This window comes from Kitasatospora sp. NPDC059817, assembly GCF_042731835.1.
Lineage (GTDB): Bacteria > Actinomycetota > Actinomycetes > Streptomycetales > Streptomycetaceae > Kitasatospora.
Genome location: NZ_JBHWIR010000061.1, coordinates 27,571 through 42,660, shown reverse-complemented (window position 1 = coordinate 42,660; position 15,090 = coordinate 27,571). Strand labels below are relative to the sequence as shown.

Here is a 15,090-nt window from a genome sequence, read left to right as displayed (position 1 = left end):
GCGTCTCTCCCACACCAACACACCCCCCCCGCGTGCGCGCGCGGCCCGCCCACCGCCCCCGACCCCCTCGTCCTCGCCGCCCTCCCCCACGACGGACCGGTCTACAGCAGGTCCTTGAACTCCTTGGGCAGCTCGAAGTCGGCCGGGCCCTTGCCCGCGCCGAGGCCGAACGCGCCGCCGCCGGCCGGGTCCTGGTCGCCGCCCGGGCCGAGCGCGCGGCGCTGGGCGGCCGCGGCCTCCTCCTGCGCCCGCTTGAGCGGGTTGCCGCTCTTGCGCTTGCCCTTGGCCTGCGGGGCCTTCTTGCCGGACTTCTTGGCGCCGCCGCCCATGCCCGGGATCCCCGGCATACCGGGCACGCCCTTGCCGGAGGCCATCGCGGACATCATCTTGCGGGCGTCGAAGAACCGCTCGACCAGGTTCTTCACCTCGCCGACCTGGACACCCGAGCCCTTGGCGATGCGGGCCCGGCGGGAGCCGTTGATCAGCTCCGGCTCGGCGCGCTCGGCCGGGGTCATCGACTTGATGATCGCGCCGACCCGGTTGACGTCCTTGTCGTCGATGTTGTTGATCTGGTCGCGGATCTGACCCATCCCGGGCAGCATCCCCAGCAGCTTGGAGATCGAGCCCATCTTCTGGACCTGCTCCAGCTGCGACAGGAAGTCGTCCAGAGTGAACGCCTTCGGGCCGCCGCGCAGCTTGGCGGCGATCTTCTCGGCCTCCTCCTGCGAGAAGGTCTGCTCGGCCTTCTCGATCAGCGAGAGGACGTCACCCATGCCGAGGATGCGCGAGGCCATCCGGTCGGGGTGGAAGGCGTCGAAGTCGTCGACCTTCTCGCCGTTGGAGGCGAACATGATCTGCCGGCCGGTGACGTGCGCGACCGACAGGGCGGCACCGCCGCGGGCGTCGCCGTCGAGCTTGGAGAGCACGACACCGGTGAAGTCGACGCCGTCGAGGAAGGCCTGCGCGGTGGTGACCGCGTCCTGGCCGATCATCGCGTCGACGACGAACAGGACCTCGTCCGGGTTGACCGCGGCGCGGATGTCCGCGGCCTGCTGCATCAGCTCGGCGTCGATGCCCAGGCGTCCGGCGGTGTCGACGACGACGACGTCGTACTGCTTCTGCTTGGCGTACTCGATCGAGTCCTTGGCCACCTGCACCGGGTCGCCGACGCCGTTGCCCGGCTGCGGGCCGTAGAAGGCCACACCGGCGCGCTCGGCGACCACCTGGAGCTGGTTGACGGCGTTGGGCCGCTGGAGGTCGCAGGCGACCAGCAGCGGGGTGTGCTTCTGGCTCTTCAGCCAGTGGCCGAGCTTGCCCGCGAGGGTGGTCTTACCGGCACCCTGCAGACCGGCGAGCATGATCACCGTCGGGCCGCTCTTCGCGAACCGGACCCGGCGGGTCTCGCCGCCGAGGATCGCGATGAGCTCCTCGTTGACGATCTTGATGATCTGCTGCGCGGGGTTGAGCGCGCCCGAGACCTCGGCGCCGGCCGCCCGCTCCTTGACCTGCTTGATGAAGGCCCGCACGACCGGCAGCGCGACGTCCGCCTCCAGCAGCGCGATGCGGATCTCGCGGGCGGTGGCCTCGATGTCCGCCTCGCTCAGGCGGCCCTTGCCCCGGAGGTTCTTGAACGTCGCTGCGAGGCGATCGGAAAGAGTGTCGAACACGTCGTCGCGGGTCCTCTGCGGCATCGGTATCGGTACGGTCGTCGCCCACCAGGGTATCCGGCCGCCCCGGGTATGGTCTCCACCCGGGTTGCCACGACCTCGGAACGGGCCTCGGAACAGGCCTTGGAACGGACCTCGGCAGGCGTCGGCGGACCCCGGCGGACCGACCCCGGCGGAATCCGGCGGGCCCCGGCGCGACTCAGCCCAGCGCCGCCCGGACCGCCGCCGCCACCTCCCCCGCCCGCCCGGCGGCGAGCGGCCGACCCGCCCCGTCGGTCAGGTAGAAGGAGTCGACGGCCTCCGCGCCCAGCGTCGAGACGTGCGCCGTCCGCACCCGCACGCCCGCCCCGTCCAGCGCCCGGCCGATCCGGTGCAGCAGCCCCGGGGCGTCGTGCGCGCGGACCTCCAGGACGGTCGCGGTCGCCGAGGCCACCGCGGGCGCCACCGCGACCACCGGCGGCGGGGTGGGGATGCCCCGGCGGCGCGGGGCGGCGGCGTCCCGCTCGGCCAGCCGGCGCGAGACGTCCAGCGAGCCGTCCAGCGCCCGGCGCAGGTCGGCCCGCAGCCGGGCGGCCTCCGGCAGCTCGCCGAACTCGGCGGCCACCCGCCAGGACAGCAGCAGCACCGGGCCGGCGCCGATCGGGTCCAGCTCGCGCAGGCCGGCCGAGCGGACGGCCAGCCGGTGTAGCGCGAGCACCCCGGCGACGGTGCCGAGCAGTCCGGGCCGGTCCGGGACGGCCAGGGTCAGCTCGACGCCCATCGGCTCGGCGCCCGGGTCCGCCCCCTCGGACTGCGCCAGCAGCGACAGGGCGGGCCCGCCGGTCCGGGCGGCCTCCACCGCGAGCCGCTCCTGCGCGGCGGTCGGCGCGGCCTCCACGGGCGCGGCGTAGGCGCCGGCCAGCCGGGCGGCGACCCGGGCCGCCAGGCCGTCCACCAGCGAGGCCCGCCAGCCGCTCCACGCGGCCGGGCCGGTGGCCAGCGCGTCCGCCTCGGTGAGCACGTGCAGCAGCTCCAGTTGTGCCGCGGTGCCGACCACCTTGGTGATCGCCTCGACGGTGGCCGGGTCGTCCGGGTCCCGTCGGGTCGCGGTGTCGACCAGGGTCAGGTGGTGGCGGACCAGCACCGCCAGGGTCTCGGTGTCCTCGGGGCCGAAGCCCATCCGGGCGGCGATGTCACGGACGATGACCTCGCCGGCCTCGCTGTGGTCGCCGGGCCAGCCCTTGCCGATGTCGTGCAGCAGCGCGGCGACCAGCAGGAGGTCCGGCCGGGCCACCCGGCGGGTCATCGCCGCGGCCCGCACCGCCGTCTCCACCAGGTGCCGGTCGACCGTCCAGCGGTGCACGGCGTTGCGCTGCGGACGGCAGCGCACCCGCTCCCAGTCCGGCAGCAGCCGGGTGACCAGTCCCTCCGCCTCCAGCGCCTCCCACACCGGGACGGCCGCCTCGCCCGCGCCCAGCAGGGTGACCAGCTGCTCGCGCGCCTCGTCCGGCCAGGGCACCGGCAGCGGGCGGCACTCGGCGGCCAGCCGGCGCACCGTCGCGTACGAGACGGTGAGCCCGTTCTGCGCGGCGGCGGCCGCGGCGCGCAGCGGCAGCACCGGGTCGGCGGCCGGGCGGGCGCCCTGGGCGAGCACCGCCTCGCCGTCCTGCTCGACCACGCCCTCGGCGAGCGGCCGGCGCGCGACCGTGCCCCTGGCCACCGCGCCCGCGCCGCGCCCGGCGCCGGTGAACGGGAAGGCCGACCGGGCAGCCCGGCGGCCCCGGCCGGACCGGGCGGCGAGCACCCGGTCCACCGCCCGCCAGGTGACGTCACTCGCGTAGGCGATGGTGCGGGCGGCCTCGTAGACCTGGCGCAGCAGGGTGTCGGCGTCCAGCACGCCGAGCCGTTCGGCGACCTGGTCCTGGTCCTGGAGGCCGAGCCGCTCGGTGGCCCGGCCGGTGGCCAGGTGCAGCGCGTCGCGGACGTCGGCGAGCCGCAGCGCGGCGGCGTCCAGGCCGTCCCGGGGGGCGTCGGCGAGCCAGGTGGCGGCGACGGCGTTGAGCGCGACGGCGTCGCGCAGGCCGCCGCGGGCCTCCTTGAGGTCGGGCTCCAGCAGGAACGACAGCTCGCCGTGCCGCTCGGCCCGCTCCCGCCCGAGGTCGCGCAGCTCCGGCAGGCGCGCGGGGGCGCTCGCGCGCCAGTCGGTGAGCACGGCGGAGCGCAGGGCGGCGGTGAGCGTCTGGTCCCCGGCGAGGTGGCGGGCGTCCAGCAGGCCGAGCTGGGCCTTGAGGTCGGCGGCGGCGACGGACCGGGCCTCGGCGACGGTGCGCACCGAGTGGTCGAGCGCGGCGCCCGCGTCCCAGACCGGGTACCAGATCCGCTCGGGCAGGTCGGGGTCGAGCCGGCCGTCGTGCAGCAGCAGGACGTCGAGGTCGCTGCGTGGGGACAGCTCGCCGCGCCCGTAGCCGCCGACAGCGACCAGCGCGACGCCGGGCGGGCCGCCGGCGGCCGCGAGCAGACCGGCCAGCCAGTCGTCGGTGAGCCGGGCGAGAGCCGCGCGGCGGGGCCGCCCGGCCGGGCCGGGGCCGGCGAGCAGCGCGGCCCGGGCGGCGCCGTAGTCGGGAGGGCTGGTCTCGGTGGTCATGGCGTGGTCCCGTCCGTCGTGCGGTTGAGCGGGCGGCGCCGGACGGCCTGCGGGCGGCCGCGGGGAGGTCCCGGGCGGCCTGGGGGCGGCCCGGCGCCGATGCGCCGTCGGCGGACCCGCGACCCCTCGGGGGCGGCGGGCCCGCCTGCGGCGCGTCCTACGGTTCGGGGCCCTCGACGAAGGGCCCTCGGCGAAGGGCCCTCAGAGGGCGTCCGGCCCGCGCTCGCCGGTGCGGACCCGGACGGCGGTGTCGACCGGGACGCTCCAGACCTTGCCGTCGCCGATCTTGCCGGTCCGGGCGGCCTTCACCAGGACCTCGATCAGCTCGTCGGCGTCCTCGTCCTCGACCAGCACCTCGATTCTGACCTTGGGGACCAGGTCCACGGTGTACTCGGCGCCCCGGTAGACCTCGGTGTGGCCGCGCTGGCGGCCGTAGCCGCTGGCCTCGGTGACGGTCAGGCCGTGCACCCCGAAGGCCTGTAGGGCGGCCTTCACCTCGTCCAGGCGGTACGGCTTGATCACGGCGGTGATGAGCTTCATCGGGCGTCGACCTCGGTCTTCTCGGCGGGCTCGGCGGTGGTCTTGTCGGCGGCCTTCCCAGCGGCCTTGGCGGCGGTCTTCCCGGTGGCGGGCTTCTCCGCGGACCTCGCGGCCGCCGCGGCACCGACCAGGCCCGGCAGGGCCCGCGCCAGGCCCGCGCCCACCGCGCTGAAATCGTAGGCGGACTCGGCGTGTTCGGCCTGGTCGATGCCGGCCACCTCGACCTCCTCGGCGACCCGGAAGCCGACCGTCCTGTCGATCGCCTTCGCCAGCAGCCAGGACAGGACGAAGGAGTACGCCGCGACCACGGCCACGCCCATCGCCTGCTTGCCGAGCTGCGCCGGCCCGCCGCCGTAGAACAAACCCTTGGCGGTCTGGCCGACCCCGCCGGTGGCGAACAGGCCGATCAGCAGCGAGCCGATCGCGCCGCCCACCGCGTGCACGCCGACCACGTCGAGCGAGTCGTCGAAGCCGAGGCGGTACTTGAGGCTGACCGCGGCGGCGCAGACCGCGCCGGCGATCAGGCCGATCGCCACCGCGCCCAGCGGGCTGACCGAGCCGCAGGCCGGGGTGATCGCGACCAGGCCGGCCACCGCGCCGGAGGCGGCGCCCAGCGTGGTGAACGCGCCGTGCCTGAGCTTCTCGTAGACCAGCCAGCCGACCAGCGCCGCACCGGTGGCGACCTGGGTGTTGACCATCGCCATCGCGGCGACGCCGTTGGCGGCCAGCGCCGAGCCCGCGTTGAAGCCGAACCAGCCGAACCACAGCAGCCCGGAGCCGAGCATCACCAGCGGCAGGCTGTGCGGGCGCATCGGGTCCTTCTTGAAGCCGACCCGCTTGCCCAGCACCAGGCAGAGCGCGAGGCCGGCCACGCCCGCGTTGATGTGCACGGCCGTGCCGCCGGCGAAGTCGATCACGCCGTTGCGGTCGCCCAGCCAGCCGCCGTGGCCGCCGTCGAAGAAGAACACCCAGTGCGCGACCGGGAAGTAGACGACGGTCACCCAGAGCGCGATGAACAGGCCCCAGGCGCCGAACTTGGCCCGGTCCGCAATCGCGCCGCTGATCAGCGCCGGGGTGATGATCGCGAACATCAGCTGGAAGGTGGCGAACGCGGTGACCGGGATGGTCCCGGTGAGGTCGTTCAGGCCGATGCCGCGCATCCCGAGGAAGTCCAGGTTGCCGATCAGACCGGCGAAGGAGTCGGGTCCGAAGCTGAGCGAGTACCCGTAGAGGACCCAGAGCACGCTGACGATGCCGAGCGAGAGGAAGCTCATCGCCAGCATGTTCAGGGTGCTCTTGGCCCTGACCATGCCCCCGTAGAAGAAGGCCAGGCCCGGGGTCATCACCATGACCAGGGCCGCACTGATGAGCACGAAGGCGGTGTCGCCCGCGCTGAAGCCGTCCGGCATCGGCGTCTCCTCTGCGTGGAAGCCGATCCAAACCCGGATTACCCGTCCCGTGCCACCCGGGGTGTCGGCGATGAAGAGGAGAGTGCCGAAGGCTGGTTTCGGCCAGTGCGGCTCGTTGTTTCGCGGCCGTGACGCGTGCGACGCCCGGGTTACACCTGCGTGAACGACGGCCGTGCCGCAGGGCCGAACGGGTTACCGTGCCGCCGAACGGGACGGCCGGTGGCACGACGGCCACCGACCGTGGCGGCGGCGGCCGTCACGGTCGGCGGGGTCCTCGGGCCGGGTCCGCGGCCCACGGGCTCGGGGTGCTCAGACCACCGAGACGTACTCGGGGATGTCCTGGACGACGCGCTCCTTGAGCCGGCTCACCGCGTCCACGCCCTTGAACCGGGCAGCCGCGGCCTCGGTGGTCTTGCGGACCCGGGAGTTCAGCCGCTCCGAGCGCACCTTGGTGGCGATGTCCACCGCCTGCTCGGCCATCACCGCGGCCTGCTCGGCCTCCCGCTGCAGCAGGTGGACGCTGGCCATGCCGATCAGGTTGAAGGCGTACGAGCGCACGTGGTCGCCGTCCTGGCGGAACAGGTCGACCGCGCGCTCCATCACCGGCGCGGACATCGAGGCGTACAGCTGGGCGTTGTCGGAGTGGTACGCGAGGTCGCGGAAGGAGTGCGCGTTCTCGGCGTTCAGCTCGGCCGGCGAGAAGAACTTCAGCCAGTCCGGCTCCGCCTCCCCCTCGCGGATGTCGGTGAAGGTGTCCTCGGCCAGCCGGACGGCCCGGGCGCAGCGGTTCACCTCGCCGATGGTGGCGTAGGCGCGCGCCTCCATCGCGTACAGCAGGGACTGCTGGCGCGCGCTGGCGGTGTCCCGGCTGCCGTACTGCGCCAGGTGGATCAGCTCCAGGGCGTCCTCGCCCCGGTTGAGGTGGATCATCTGGCGGCTCATGTCGGTGAGGATGAGTGCGCCGAACGGGCGGTCCCCGGCCTCCTTGGCGGCGTGCAGGGCCAGCACGTAGTACTTCTGCGCGCTCGGGTGCATCCCGACGTCGTACGACATCCACCCGGCCAGGTGGGCGAGTTCGGCAGTGAGCCGGAACAGCCGCCGGGTGGTGTTCTCGTTGTACGTCTCCTGGAGCAGGTCGGTGACCTCGTGGAGCTGGCCGACGACGGCCTTGCGGCGCAGCCCGCCGCCGTTCTGCGCGTCCCACTGCCGGAACATGACCGTGGTCTGCTCCAGCAGTTCGAGCTCGGGCTCGGACAGCCGGCCGGTGAACGGGTCGCCGCCGTTGGCCGCGGCGAGGATCGGGGTGGGGGCGCCGGTCGGGCCGGGGGTGAGCCAGCGCTGCATCGGCTCGATCAGCGCGGCGCCGGCGGTCAGCGCGAGCGAGGTGCCGAGGAAGCCCCGGCGGTTGAGCATCAGGTCGCTGCGGGAGTAGTCGCTGATCAGCTGGACGGTCTGCGGCGCGCTCCACGGCAGGTCGACGCCGCCGCCCACGGTGGAGACCGGGATCGCGGCGCGCAGGCCGAGGTCCTCGATCGAGACCACCGAGCCGAAGCGCTCGGAGAAGAGCTCCGACATGATCTTGGGAATCGGCTCGCGGGGCTGTTCGCCGTCGAGCCAGCGGCGCACCCGCGAGGTGTCGGTGGACACGTGGTGGGCGCCGATCTGCCGGGCCCGGCGGTTGACCTGGCGGGCCAGCTCGCCCTTGGACCAGCCGCTGCGGGCGAACCAGGTGGTCAGCTTCTCGTTGGGTTGCTTCTCTGCCATGGGAACGTCCCCATCCCGCCCGGCCCCCTCGGGGCCCCGATCGTGACGCCCGACGGTTTCGGGCCCTTGCCAGACGTGCCGTGCCTGAGGTGTTGCCGTACCACGCTCTCGCACTGGTGTGCCATCGTTACGGACGGACCGTCAGGTTCCCAACTCCCGCGCCCTGGCGGACCGGAGTCGATTCCATGAAGACGTCCGTGTGCTGAACGTAATGCCCCGCGCGGCGCCCACGGGAGCGGCCCTGGCGAAACGCCACCTTTCGCCACCCCCACGAGTGAACCGAAGCCACGGCCCACGCGCTTCACTAGGTAGGTCCGACGGCCCGGCATATGCGGGCCGCCAAGGCCACCGGCGAAACCCGGCAGCCCCGGCAACCCACCGCAGTCACAGGCGAGTTCGCCGCCCACCCTGATCGGCGGCCGCCTCGCCCACCCCACGATCCGGCATCGGTGCCGCCAGCCACAAGGCGGCGCTCGAGGCGCACCACCACGACAGGCGCACACCGGGCGCTGCACGCCGCCACCGCACAACGCACCACGCAACGGACAATCAACACACAGTCACCATCCCGTAACCATCGGCGACGGGAACCTGTTGGGGGAGGCATGGACAACCTGTTCGGCGAACTTCGACTGGGACACCTGCGGTTGACACCGCTGGGCGCGCGCCGCCGCACCAAGGTCACCGCGTCCCAAGCCGCCGCGGAGTACACCGGCCGCTGGGGCTGGACGGTCGCCACCGGCGCCCCGGCCGGCTCCGCCACCGCCCCGACCCGCTGTCCCTGCGGCTCCGACCGCTGCGCCGCGCCCGGCCTGCATCCCGTACCCGGCGGCGAGGACCGGTCCCGGGAGGCGCGCGCCGGGGGCTCGGTGCTGTTCCCCACCGGCCGCGCCTTCGACGTCCTGGACGTTCCCGAGCAAGCCGGACTGCAGGCGCTGGTCCGGCTGGAGCGGATGGGCACCCAGGTCGGCCCGGTGCTCGCCGCGCCCACCGGCCGGCTGCAGTTCCTGGTCGCCGCCGGCGCCGCCCGCCGGCTGCCCGACCTGCTCTACCGGATGGGCTGGGACGACGCCGCGCTCGACCTCACCTGCCACGGCGAGGGCAGCTACGTCGCCGCCCCGCCCACCGTGCTCGGCGCGCTCGGCCCGGTCCGCTGGCTGCGCCGCCCCACCCGCGACAACGCCGGCTGCCCGCCCGAGGCCCGGCTGCTGCTCGGCACCCTCGCCTACGCCTGCCACCGCGGCCGCGAGCGCACCGCCGAACCCGCCTGGCTCGCCTCGTAGGCCTCGGCGCGCCCCACCCGCCCCACGCGGCTCGGCGTGCGCCCCTCCAGCTCAGCACGCTCCTCCGGCCCCGGGCACCCCTCCGGTCCCGGGCGGCAACGCGAAAGGGCCCGCCCCTCGCGGAGCGGACCCTTCGTGCGTACGGGGCCTCAGTCCCCGATCAGCGCGTCCACGAACGCGCCCGGCTCGAACGGCGCCAGGTCGTCCGCACCCTCGCCCAGGCCGACCAGCTTGACCGGCACGCCCAGGTCGCGCTGGACCGCGACCACGATGCCGCCCTTGGCGGTGCCGTCCAGCTTGGTCAGCACGATGCCGGTGATGTCGACCACCTCGGCGAACACCCGGGCCTGGATCAGGCCGTTCTGGCCGGTGGTGGCGTCCAGCACCAGCAGCACCTCGTCCACCGGGCCGTGCTTCTCGACGACCCGCTTGACCTTGCCCAGCTCGTCCATCAGGCCGGTCTTGGTGTGCAGTCGGCCGGCGGTGTCCACCAGCACGGTGTCGGCGCCCTCGGCGATGCCCTCCTTGACCGCGTCGAACGCGATCGAGGCCGGGTCACCGCCCTCCGGTCCGCGCACGGTGCGCGCACCGACCCGCTCGCCCCAGGTCTGCAGCTGGTCGGCGGCGGCGGCCCGGAAGGTGTCGGCGGCGCCGAGCACCACCTTGCGGCCGTCGGCGACCAGGACGCGGGCGAGCTTGCCGGTGGTGGTGGTCTTGCCGACGCCGTTGACGCCGACCACCAGGACCACGGCCGGCCCCTCCGCGTGCTTGGTGGAGCGGACGGTGCGGTCGGCGTCCTTGCCGATCAGCTCGACGAGCTCCTCGCGCAGCAGGGCGCGCAGTTCGTCGGGCGTCCGGGTGCCGAGCACCTTCACCCGGGTGCGCAGCCGCTCGACCAGCTCCTGGGTGGGGGCCACGCCGACGTCGGCGGTCAGCAGGGTCTCCTCGATCTCCTCCCAGGTGTCCTCGTCCAGGTGCTCGCGGGAGAGCAGCGAGAGCAGGCCCTTGCCGAGCGAGTTCTGCGAGCGGGAGAGCCGGGAGCGCAGCCGGACCAGCCGGCCCGCGGTGGGCTCGGGGACCTCGACGGCGGGTGCCGTCTCGGCCTCGGCGGCCTCGACCTCGACCTCGGTCGGGGCCGTGGCCGGGGCTCCGGTCGAGGCTTCGGTCGGAGCCTCGGTCTCGGGGAGCTGCACCTCCTCGACGGTGCGGCGGGGCTCCTCGGTCGGCGGCGCGGCCTCCTCGCCGACCTGGGGCTCCTGCGGGGTGGTCGGCGGCGCCGTGATGACCGGCGACTGCGACTTCGGGGGCAGTTGCTGGCGTCGTCTGCCGGAAACGACGAGGCCGGCGATCGCGCCGATGGCGACCACGGCGATGACTACGGCAAGGATCACGTATTCCATAACTGCTCCAGTATCCGCGACCGGAGCCCGGATGGACCGCAGCCGCCCTACGCCGATGCGGTACGGACGGCCTCCGGCCGCTCCCGGCGTCCTCCCCCGGACCGGCGGCCGGGAGATGCCCCCACGCGCAGCCGCTGGCTGATCACCTGTGAGATGCCGTCGCCCTTCATGGTCACGCCGTAGAGGGCGTCCGCGGACTCCATGGTCAGCTTCTGGTGGGTGATCACGATCAGCTGGGAGCTCTCCCGCAGCTCCTCCATGATCCCGACCAGCCGGCGCAGGTTGGTCTCGTCGAGCGCCGCCTCCACCTCGTCCATCACGTAGAACGGGCTGGGCCTGGCCTTGAAGATCGCCACCAGCAGTGCCACCGCGGTCAGCGAGCGCTCGCCGCCGGACAGCAGCGACAGCCGCTTGACCTTCTTGCCCGGCGGGCGGGCCTCCACCTCGACGCCGGTGGTGAGCATGTGGTCGGGGTCGGTCAGCACCAGCCGCCCCTCGCCGCCGGGGAACAGCCGGGCGAAAACGCCCTCGAACTGGGCGGCGGTGTCGTGGTACGCGGAGGCGAACAGCTGCTCGACCCGCTCGTCCACCTCCCGGACGATGTCCAACAGGTCGCGCCGGCTGCGCTTGAGGTCGTCCAGTTGTTCCCCGAGGAACTGGTGGCGCTCCTCCAGCGCCGCGAACTCCTCCAGCGCCAGCGGGTTGACCTTGCCCAGTTGCTGGTACGCCTTCTCGGCCGCCCTGAGCCGCTTCTCCTGCTCGGCCCGGTCGTACGGGCGCGGCTCGCCCGGTTCCCCTCCCTCTTCCGGGGTCGACGGCGGGACGGGCTGGTCCGGCCCGTAGGCGGCGAGCAGTTCGCCGCCGTCGATGCCGAACTCCTCCAGCGCCCGGGCCTCCAACTGCTCGATCCGCAGCCGCTTCTCGGCCCGCAGCACCTCGTCCCGGTGGCCGGCGTCGACCAGTTTGTCCAGTTCCTCCTTGAGGCCGCGGCCGTGCTCGCGGTGCGCCCGCAGTTCGGTCTCGCGTTCGACGCGCGCCTGCTCGACCGCCGCCCGCCCGGCGTCCGCGCGGGACAGCGACACCTCCAGGCAGGCCAGCAGCTGCCGGGCGCCCGCCGCGACGGCGTTCGCCACCCCGGCGTCGTGCTCGGCGCGTCGGCGGCGCTCGGCGGCCCGGGCGCGCGTCTCGCGCTCGGCGCGGGCGGCCCGGTCCAGCTGGTCCGCCCGGCCGGCGAGCGCGCGGACCCGCTCCTCGTGGGTGCGCACCGCGAGCCTGGCCTCCAGCTCGGCCTGCCGGGAGCCGGTGGCGGCCTCGGCCAGCCGCTGCTGCTCGGCGGTGTCCGGCTCGTCCTCCCCGGCGTCCTCCGAGTCCTCGGCCGCGGCCAGGCGTTCGGCCAACTCCTCTGCGGTGGCGAGGAGTTCCGCCAGGCCCTGGTCGGCCCGCGCGGCGGCGGCGGACAGCCGCTCGGCCTCGCCGGCGGCGGCCCTGGCCTGCCCGCCGAGGCGGCCGAGCGCGCCCGCGGCCTGGGCGCGCTCCTTCTCCTGCTGCCGCCGCTGCTCGGCGAGTTGCTCCACGAAGGCGGCCGACTCCCGTCGCTGTTCGGCGAGTTCGGCCAGGTGTACGGCCGACTCGGCGCAACGGAGGGTGAGTTCGGCGATCTCCCGGGCGGCCTCCTCGACCGCCGCCCGGATCTCCAGCAGGCTCGGCACACCGTCGGATCCGCCCTGCGCGAAGTCGGCGCCGAGCCGGTCCCCGGCGGCGGTGACGGCGGTCAGCCCGGGGTGGTCGGCGACCAGCCGCAGCGCCTCGTCGAGGGTGTCGACGACCGCCACCCGGGCCAGCAGGCCCCGCGCGGCGCCGACCAACCCGGCCGGCCCGTCGACGAGTTCGGCGGCCCAGCAGGCTCCGTCCGGCAACTCCCCGACGCCGGCGAGCGGTTCACCGGCACCCGCGATCGGCAGCGCGGCCCGGCCGGCACCCTCGATCAGCAGCGCGGCCCGGCCGGCGTCCTCGGCGCGCAGCAGCCGCAGCGCCTCGGCGGCGGTGCCGGGCGAGTCGACGGCGACCGCGTCGGCGGCCGCGCCGAGCGCCGCCGCCACCGGCACCTCGTACCCGGGGGCGATCCGCAGCAGCGCGGCCGCGGGGCCGCGCAGTCCGCTCAGCCGCTCCCCCGCGTCGAGCAGGGCGCCGGTGCCGTCCTTGCGGCGCAGTCCGAGGGAGAGCGCCTCGTGCCGCGCGGTGAGCCCGGCCCGTTCGCGCTCGGCGGCGCCGGCCGCCTCCCGGGCGGCGGCGAGGTCGCGTTCGACGGCGGCGAGCCGCTCCCGGGCTTCCTGGTGGGCGGCCTCGGCCTGCTCGTCGTCCCCGGTGGGGCCGCCGACCTGCCGCTGGAGCTCCTCGTACTCGGCCTGGGCGGCCTCGGCCCGCAGCAGCGCCTCGCCGCCGGCCTCGGTCAGCCGGCCGATCTCCGCTTCGGCGGAGACCGCCTTGGAGCGGGCGGCGGCGGCCTGCCCCTGCAACCGGGCCAGGCCCTCCCGGCGGTCCGCGATGGCCCGGGCGGTGTCCCGCAGGCGACGCTCCTCGGTGGCCAGCCCGCGCTCCAGTTCGCTCCTGCGTTCGACCGCCTCGGCCAGCGCGTACTGCGCCTCCTCCAGCGCCTCGGCCAGCGCGGCCTCGTCCTCGCGGACCCGCGCGGCCTCCCGTTCCAGTTCCTCGGGATCGCGGCCGCGCCGCTCCTCGGCCTGCCCGCCCGCGGCGGCGTGCCGGGCGCGGGCCTCGGCCAGTCCGATGGTGCCGCGGGTGCGCTCGGCTAGGGCGGAGAGCCGGTACCAGGTCTGCCGGGCGGCCTCCAGGCTCGGGCCGAGTTGCTGGACCTGCGCCTCCAGCACGGCCTCGCGCTGGACGACACCGGCCAGTTCCTGCTCGACGGTGGTGCGGCGCAGCCGCAGTGCCAGCTCGTCGGCGATCTCGGCCTCGACGGCCTGCCGGAGGGCCAGCAGGTCGTCGGCGAGCAGCCGCAGCCGGGCGTCGCGCAGGTCGGCCTGGATGCCGGCGGCGCGGCGGGCGATCCTGGCCTGCCGGCCGAGCGGTCCGAGCTGGCGGCGCAGTTCGGCCACCAGGTCCTGGACGCGGTTGAGGTTGACCTGCATCGCGTCCAGTTTCCGCAGCGCCTTCTCCTTGCGCTTGCGGTGCTTGAGGACGCCGGCCGCCTCCTCGATGAAGGCGCGGCGGCCCATCGGGTCGGCGTGCAGGACGGAGTCCAGCTGGCCCTGGCCGACGATGACGTGCATCTCGCGGCCGATGCCGGAGTCGGAGAGGAGCTCCTGGATGTCCAGCAGGCGGCAGGTCTCGCCGTTGAGCGCGTACTCGCTGCCGCCGTTGCGGAACATGGTCCGGGTGATGGTCACCTCGGAGTAGTCGATCGGCAGGGCGCCGTCGGCGTTGTCGATGGTGAGGCTGACCTCGGCCCGGCCGAGCGGGGCGCGCCCGCTGGTCCCGGCGAAGATGACGTCCTCCATCTTGCCGCCGCGCAGCGACTTGGCGCCCTGCTCCCCCATCACCCAGGACAGCGCGTCGACGACGTTCGACTTGCCGGAGCCGTTCGGGCCGACCACGCAGGTGATGCCGGGCTCGAAGCGCAGGGTGGTGCTGGAGGCGAAGGACTTGAACCCGCGCAGCGTCAGACTCTTCAGGTGCACGCGGCCGGTCTCCTCGTCGCTCGCCAGGGCCCGGGGCCTGTCGTCAACGGCGACTGTATCCCCGGCGGGCCGTGCGTCCCGGGCCCGGACACGACGAAGGGACGCCACAACCGGGCGTCCCTTGCAAGCTGCGTCCCTTTCGGAGCGGCTCAGTGCACAGCGGCGTCGATCTGCGAGGACCGGGCGGGACTCAGGTGAGAGCCGGCTCCCGCTGATCCAGATCGATGCTGTTGAGCAGCGAGTGCCCGTCAGCGACAGCGGCGAGCGCGTCGTTCTCGGCCTGCATCCGAAGGAGCTCGGATTCAAGGTCCTGGACGCGCTGCTGAAGCCGTCGCATCTCGGAGAGCATTCGCGGGTCGGGGCCGCCGACGTACCCGAGAAGCGCCTTTGCCATGATGAATGGTCCTCCACGCTGAGTGACCGAACCGGAACGGTACAGGTCTAGGGGGAAGGGGGACGCACGCGCGGCGCGTCACCGGTAGTGCTGGCTGGGCACTTACGGCACAACCATCGTGAGCTGGGCTCACGAGGGCAGACGCCTGCCGGGAAAACGCGGTCGTGTGCGCGGGTTTCCAGCGTCTCACCAAAGACGGAAAGGGTCAACACGATCACCGCACGCTACCGCGACCCTGTCACCTGCCTGGCGGTGTCGTCACGCCTGGGGGCCTCGGGCCGGGTCCACCAGCTGCTCGTGGATCATCGTTCGATG

General features: G+C 74.4%; 9 protein-coding genes. 1 reads left to right on the top strand and 8 read right to left on the bottom strand.

The window, feature by feature from the left end:
* Window positions 1-101: 101 nt before the first annotated feature.
* The 5 genes from ffh to ACFV61_RS15850 all read right to left on the bottom strand — a co-directional run bounded on the left by ffh (window position 102) and on the right by ACFV61_RS15850 (window position 8,003).
* Window positions 102-1,667 carry a signal recognition particle protein gene (ffh, locus tag ACFV61_RS15870; RefSeq protein ID WP_063351120.1) on the bottom strand — a complete coding sequence of 522 codons (1,566 nt, stop codon included), beginning with the start codon at window positions 1,665-1,667 and terminating at the stop codon, window positions 102-104.
* 199 nt (window positions 1,668-1,866) lie between these two features.
* Complete coding sequence (locus ACFV61_RS15865; RefSeq protein WP_380492113.1) at window positions 1,867-4,290, bottom strand: [protein-PII] uridylyltransferase; 2,424 nt, start codon at window positions 4,288-4,290, stop codon at window positions 1,867-1,869.
* Between the two features lie 201 nt (window positions 4,291-4,491).
* Window positions 4,492-4,830, bottom strand: a complete 339-nt coding sequence (locus ACFV61_RS15860; protein ID WP_063347683.1) for a P-II family nitrogen regulator — start codon at window positions 4,828-4,830, stop codon at window positions 4,492-4,494.
* Window positions 4,827-6,239, bottom strand: coding sequence for an ammonium transporter (locus tag ACFV61_RS15855; RefSeq protein ID WP_380376637.1), 1,413 nt, complete (start codon window positions 6,237-6,239; stop codon window positions 4,827-4,829). Before ACFV61_RS15855 ends, ACFV61_RS15860 begins: the two co-directional genes overlap by 4 nt.
* A gap of 309 nt (window positions 6,240-6,548) precedes the next feature.
* Window positions 6,549-8,003, bottom strand: coding sequence for a hypothetical protein (locus ACFV61_RS15850; protein ID WP_363375923.1), 1,455 nt, complete (start codon window positions 8,001-8,003; stop codon window positions 6,549-6,551).
* 605 nt (window positions 8,004-8,608) lie between these two features.
* On the opposite strand from ACFV61_RS15850, the gene ACFV61_RS15845 reads away from it, so the two are divergent.
* Window positions 8,609-9,286, top strand: coding sequence for a bifunctional DNA primase/polymerase (locus tag ACFV61_RS15845; protein ID WP_063347686.1), 678 nt, complete (start codon window positions 8,609-8,611; stop codon window positions 9,284-9,286).
* Window positions 9,287-9,435: 149 nt separating this feature from the next.
* On the opposite strand, the gene ftsY is transcribed toward ACFV61_RS15845, so the two are convergent.
* The 3 genes from ftsY to ACFV61_RS15830 form a co-directional block, all read right to left on the bottom strand.
* A complete protein-coding gene (gene ftsY, locus ACFV61_RS15840) occupies window positions 9,436-10,686 on the bottom strand; it encodes a signal recognition particle-docking protein FtsY (protein ID WP_063347687.1) in 1,251 nt (416 codons plus the stop codon).
* 47 nt (window positions 10,687-10,733) lie between these two features.
* Window positions 10,734-14,381 (bottom strand): chromosome segregation protein SMC, encoded by a 3,648-nt coding sequence (gene smc / locus ACFV61_RS15835; protein ID WP_380492111.1) that lies wholly within the window; start codon window positions 14,379-14,381, stop codon window positions 10,734-10,736.
* Window positions 14,382-14,571: 190 nt separating this feature from the next.
* Entirely contained in the window at window positions 14,572-14,775 is a 204-nt protein-coding gene (locus tag ACFV61_RS15830; RefSeq protein WP_063347689.1) for a hypothetical protein, read from the bottom strand.
* Window positions 14,776-15,090: the final 315 nt, after the last annotated feature.

Excerpts from the sequence above, each read along its gene's own strand:
- ACFV61_RS15865 (WP_380492113.1), bottom strand. The coding sequence starts at position 4,290 with ATGACCACCGAGACCAGCCCTCCCGACTACGGCGCCGCCCGGGCCGCG.
- ftsY (WP_063347687.1), bottom strand. The coding sequence starts at position 10,686 with ATGGAATACGTGATCCTTGCCGTAGTCATCGCCGTGGTCGCCATCGGC.
- ACFV61_RS15860 (WP_063347683.1), bottom strand. The coding sequence starts at position 4,830 with ATGAAGCTCATCACCGCCGTGATCAAGCCGTACCGCCTGGACGAGGTG.
- ACFV61_RS15855 (WP_380376637.1), bottom strand. The coding sequence starts at position 6,239 with ATGCCGGACGGCTTCAGCGCGGGCGACACCGCCTTCGTGCTCATCAGT.
- ACFV61_RS15830 (WP_063347689.1), bottom strand. The coding sequence starts at position 14,775 with ATGGCAAAGGCGCTTCTCGGGTACGTCGGCGGCCCCGACCCGCGAATG.
- ACFV61_RS15845 (WP_063347686.1), top strand. The coding sequence starts at position 8,609 with ATGGACAACCTGTTCGGCGAACTTCGACTGGGACACCTGCGGTTGACA.
- ACFV61_RS15850 (WP_363375923.1), bottom strand. The coding sequence starts at position 8,003 with ATGGCAGAGAAGCAACCCAACGAGAAGCTGACCACCTGGTTCGCCCGC.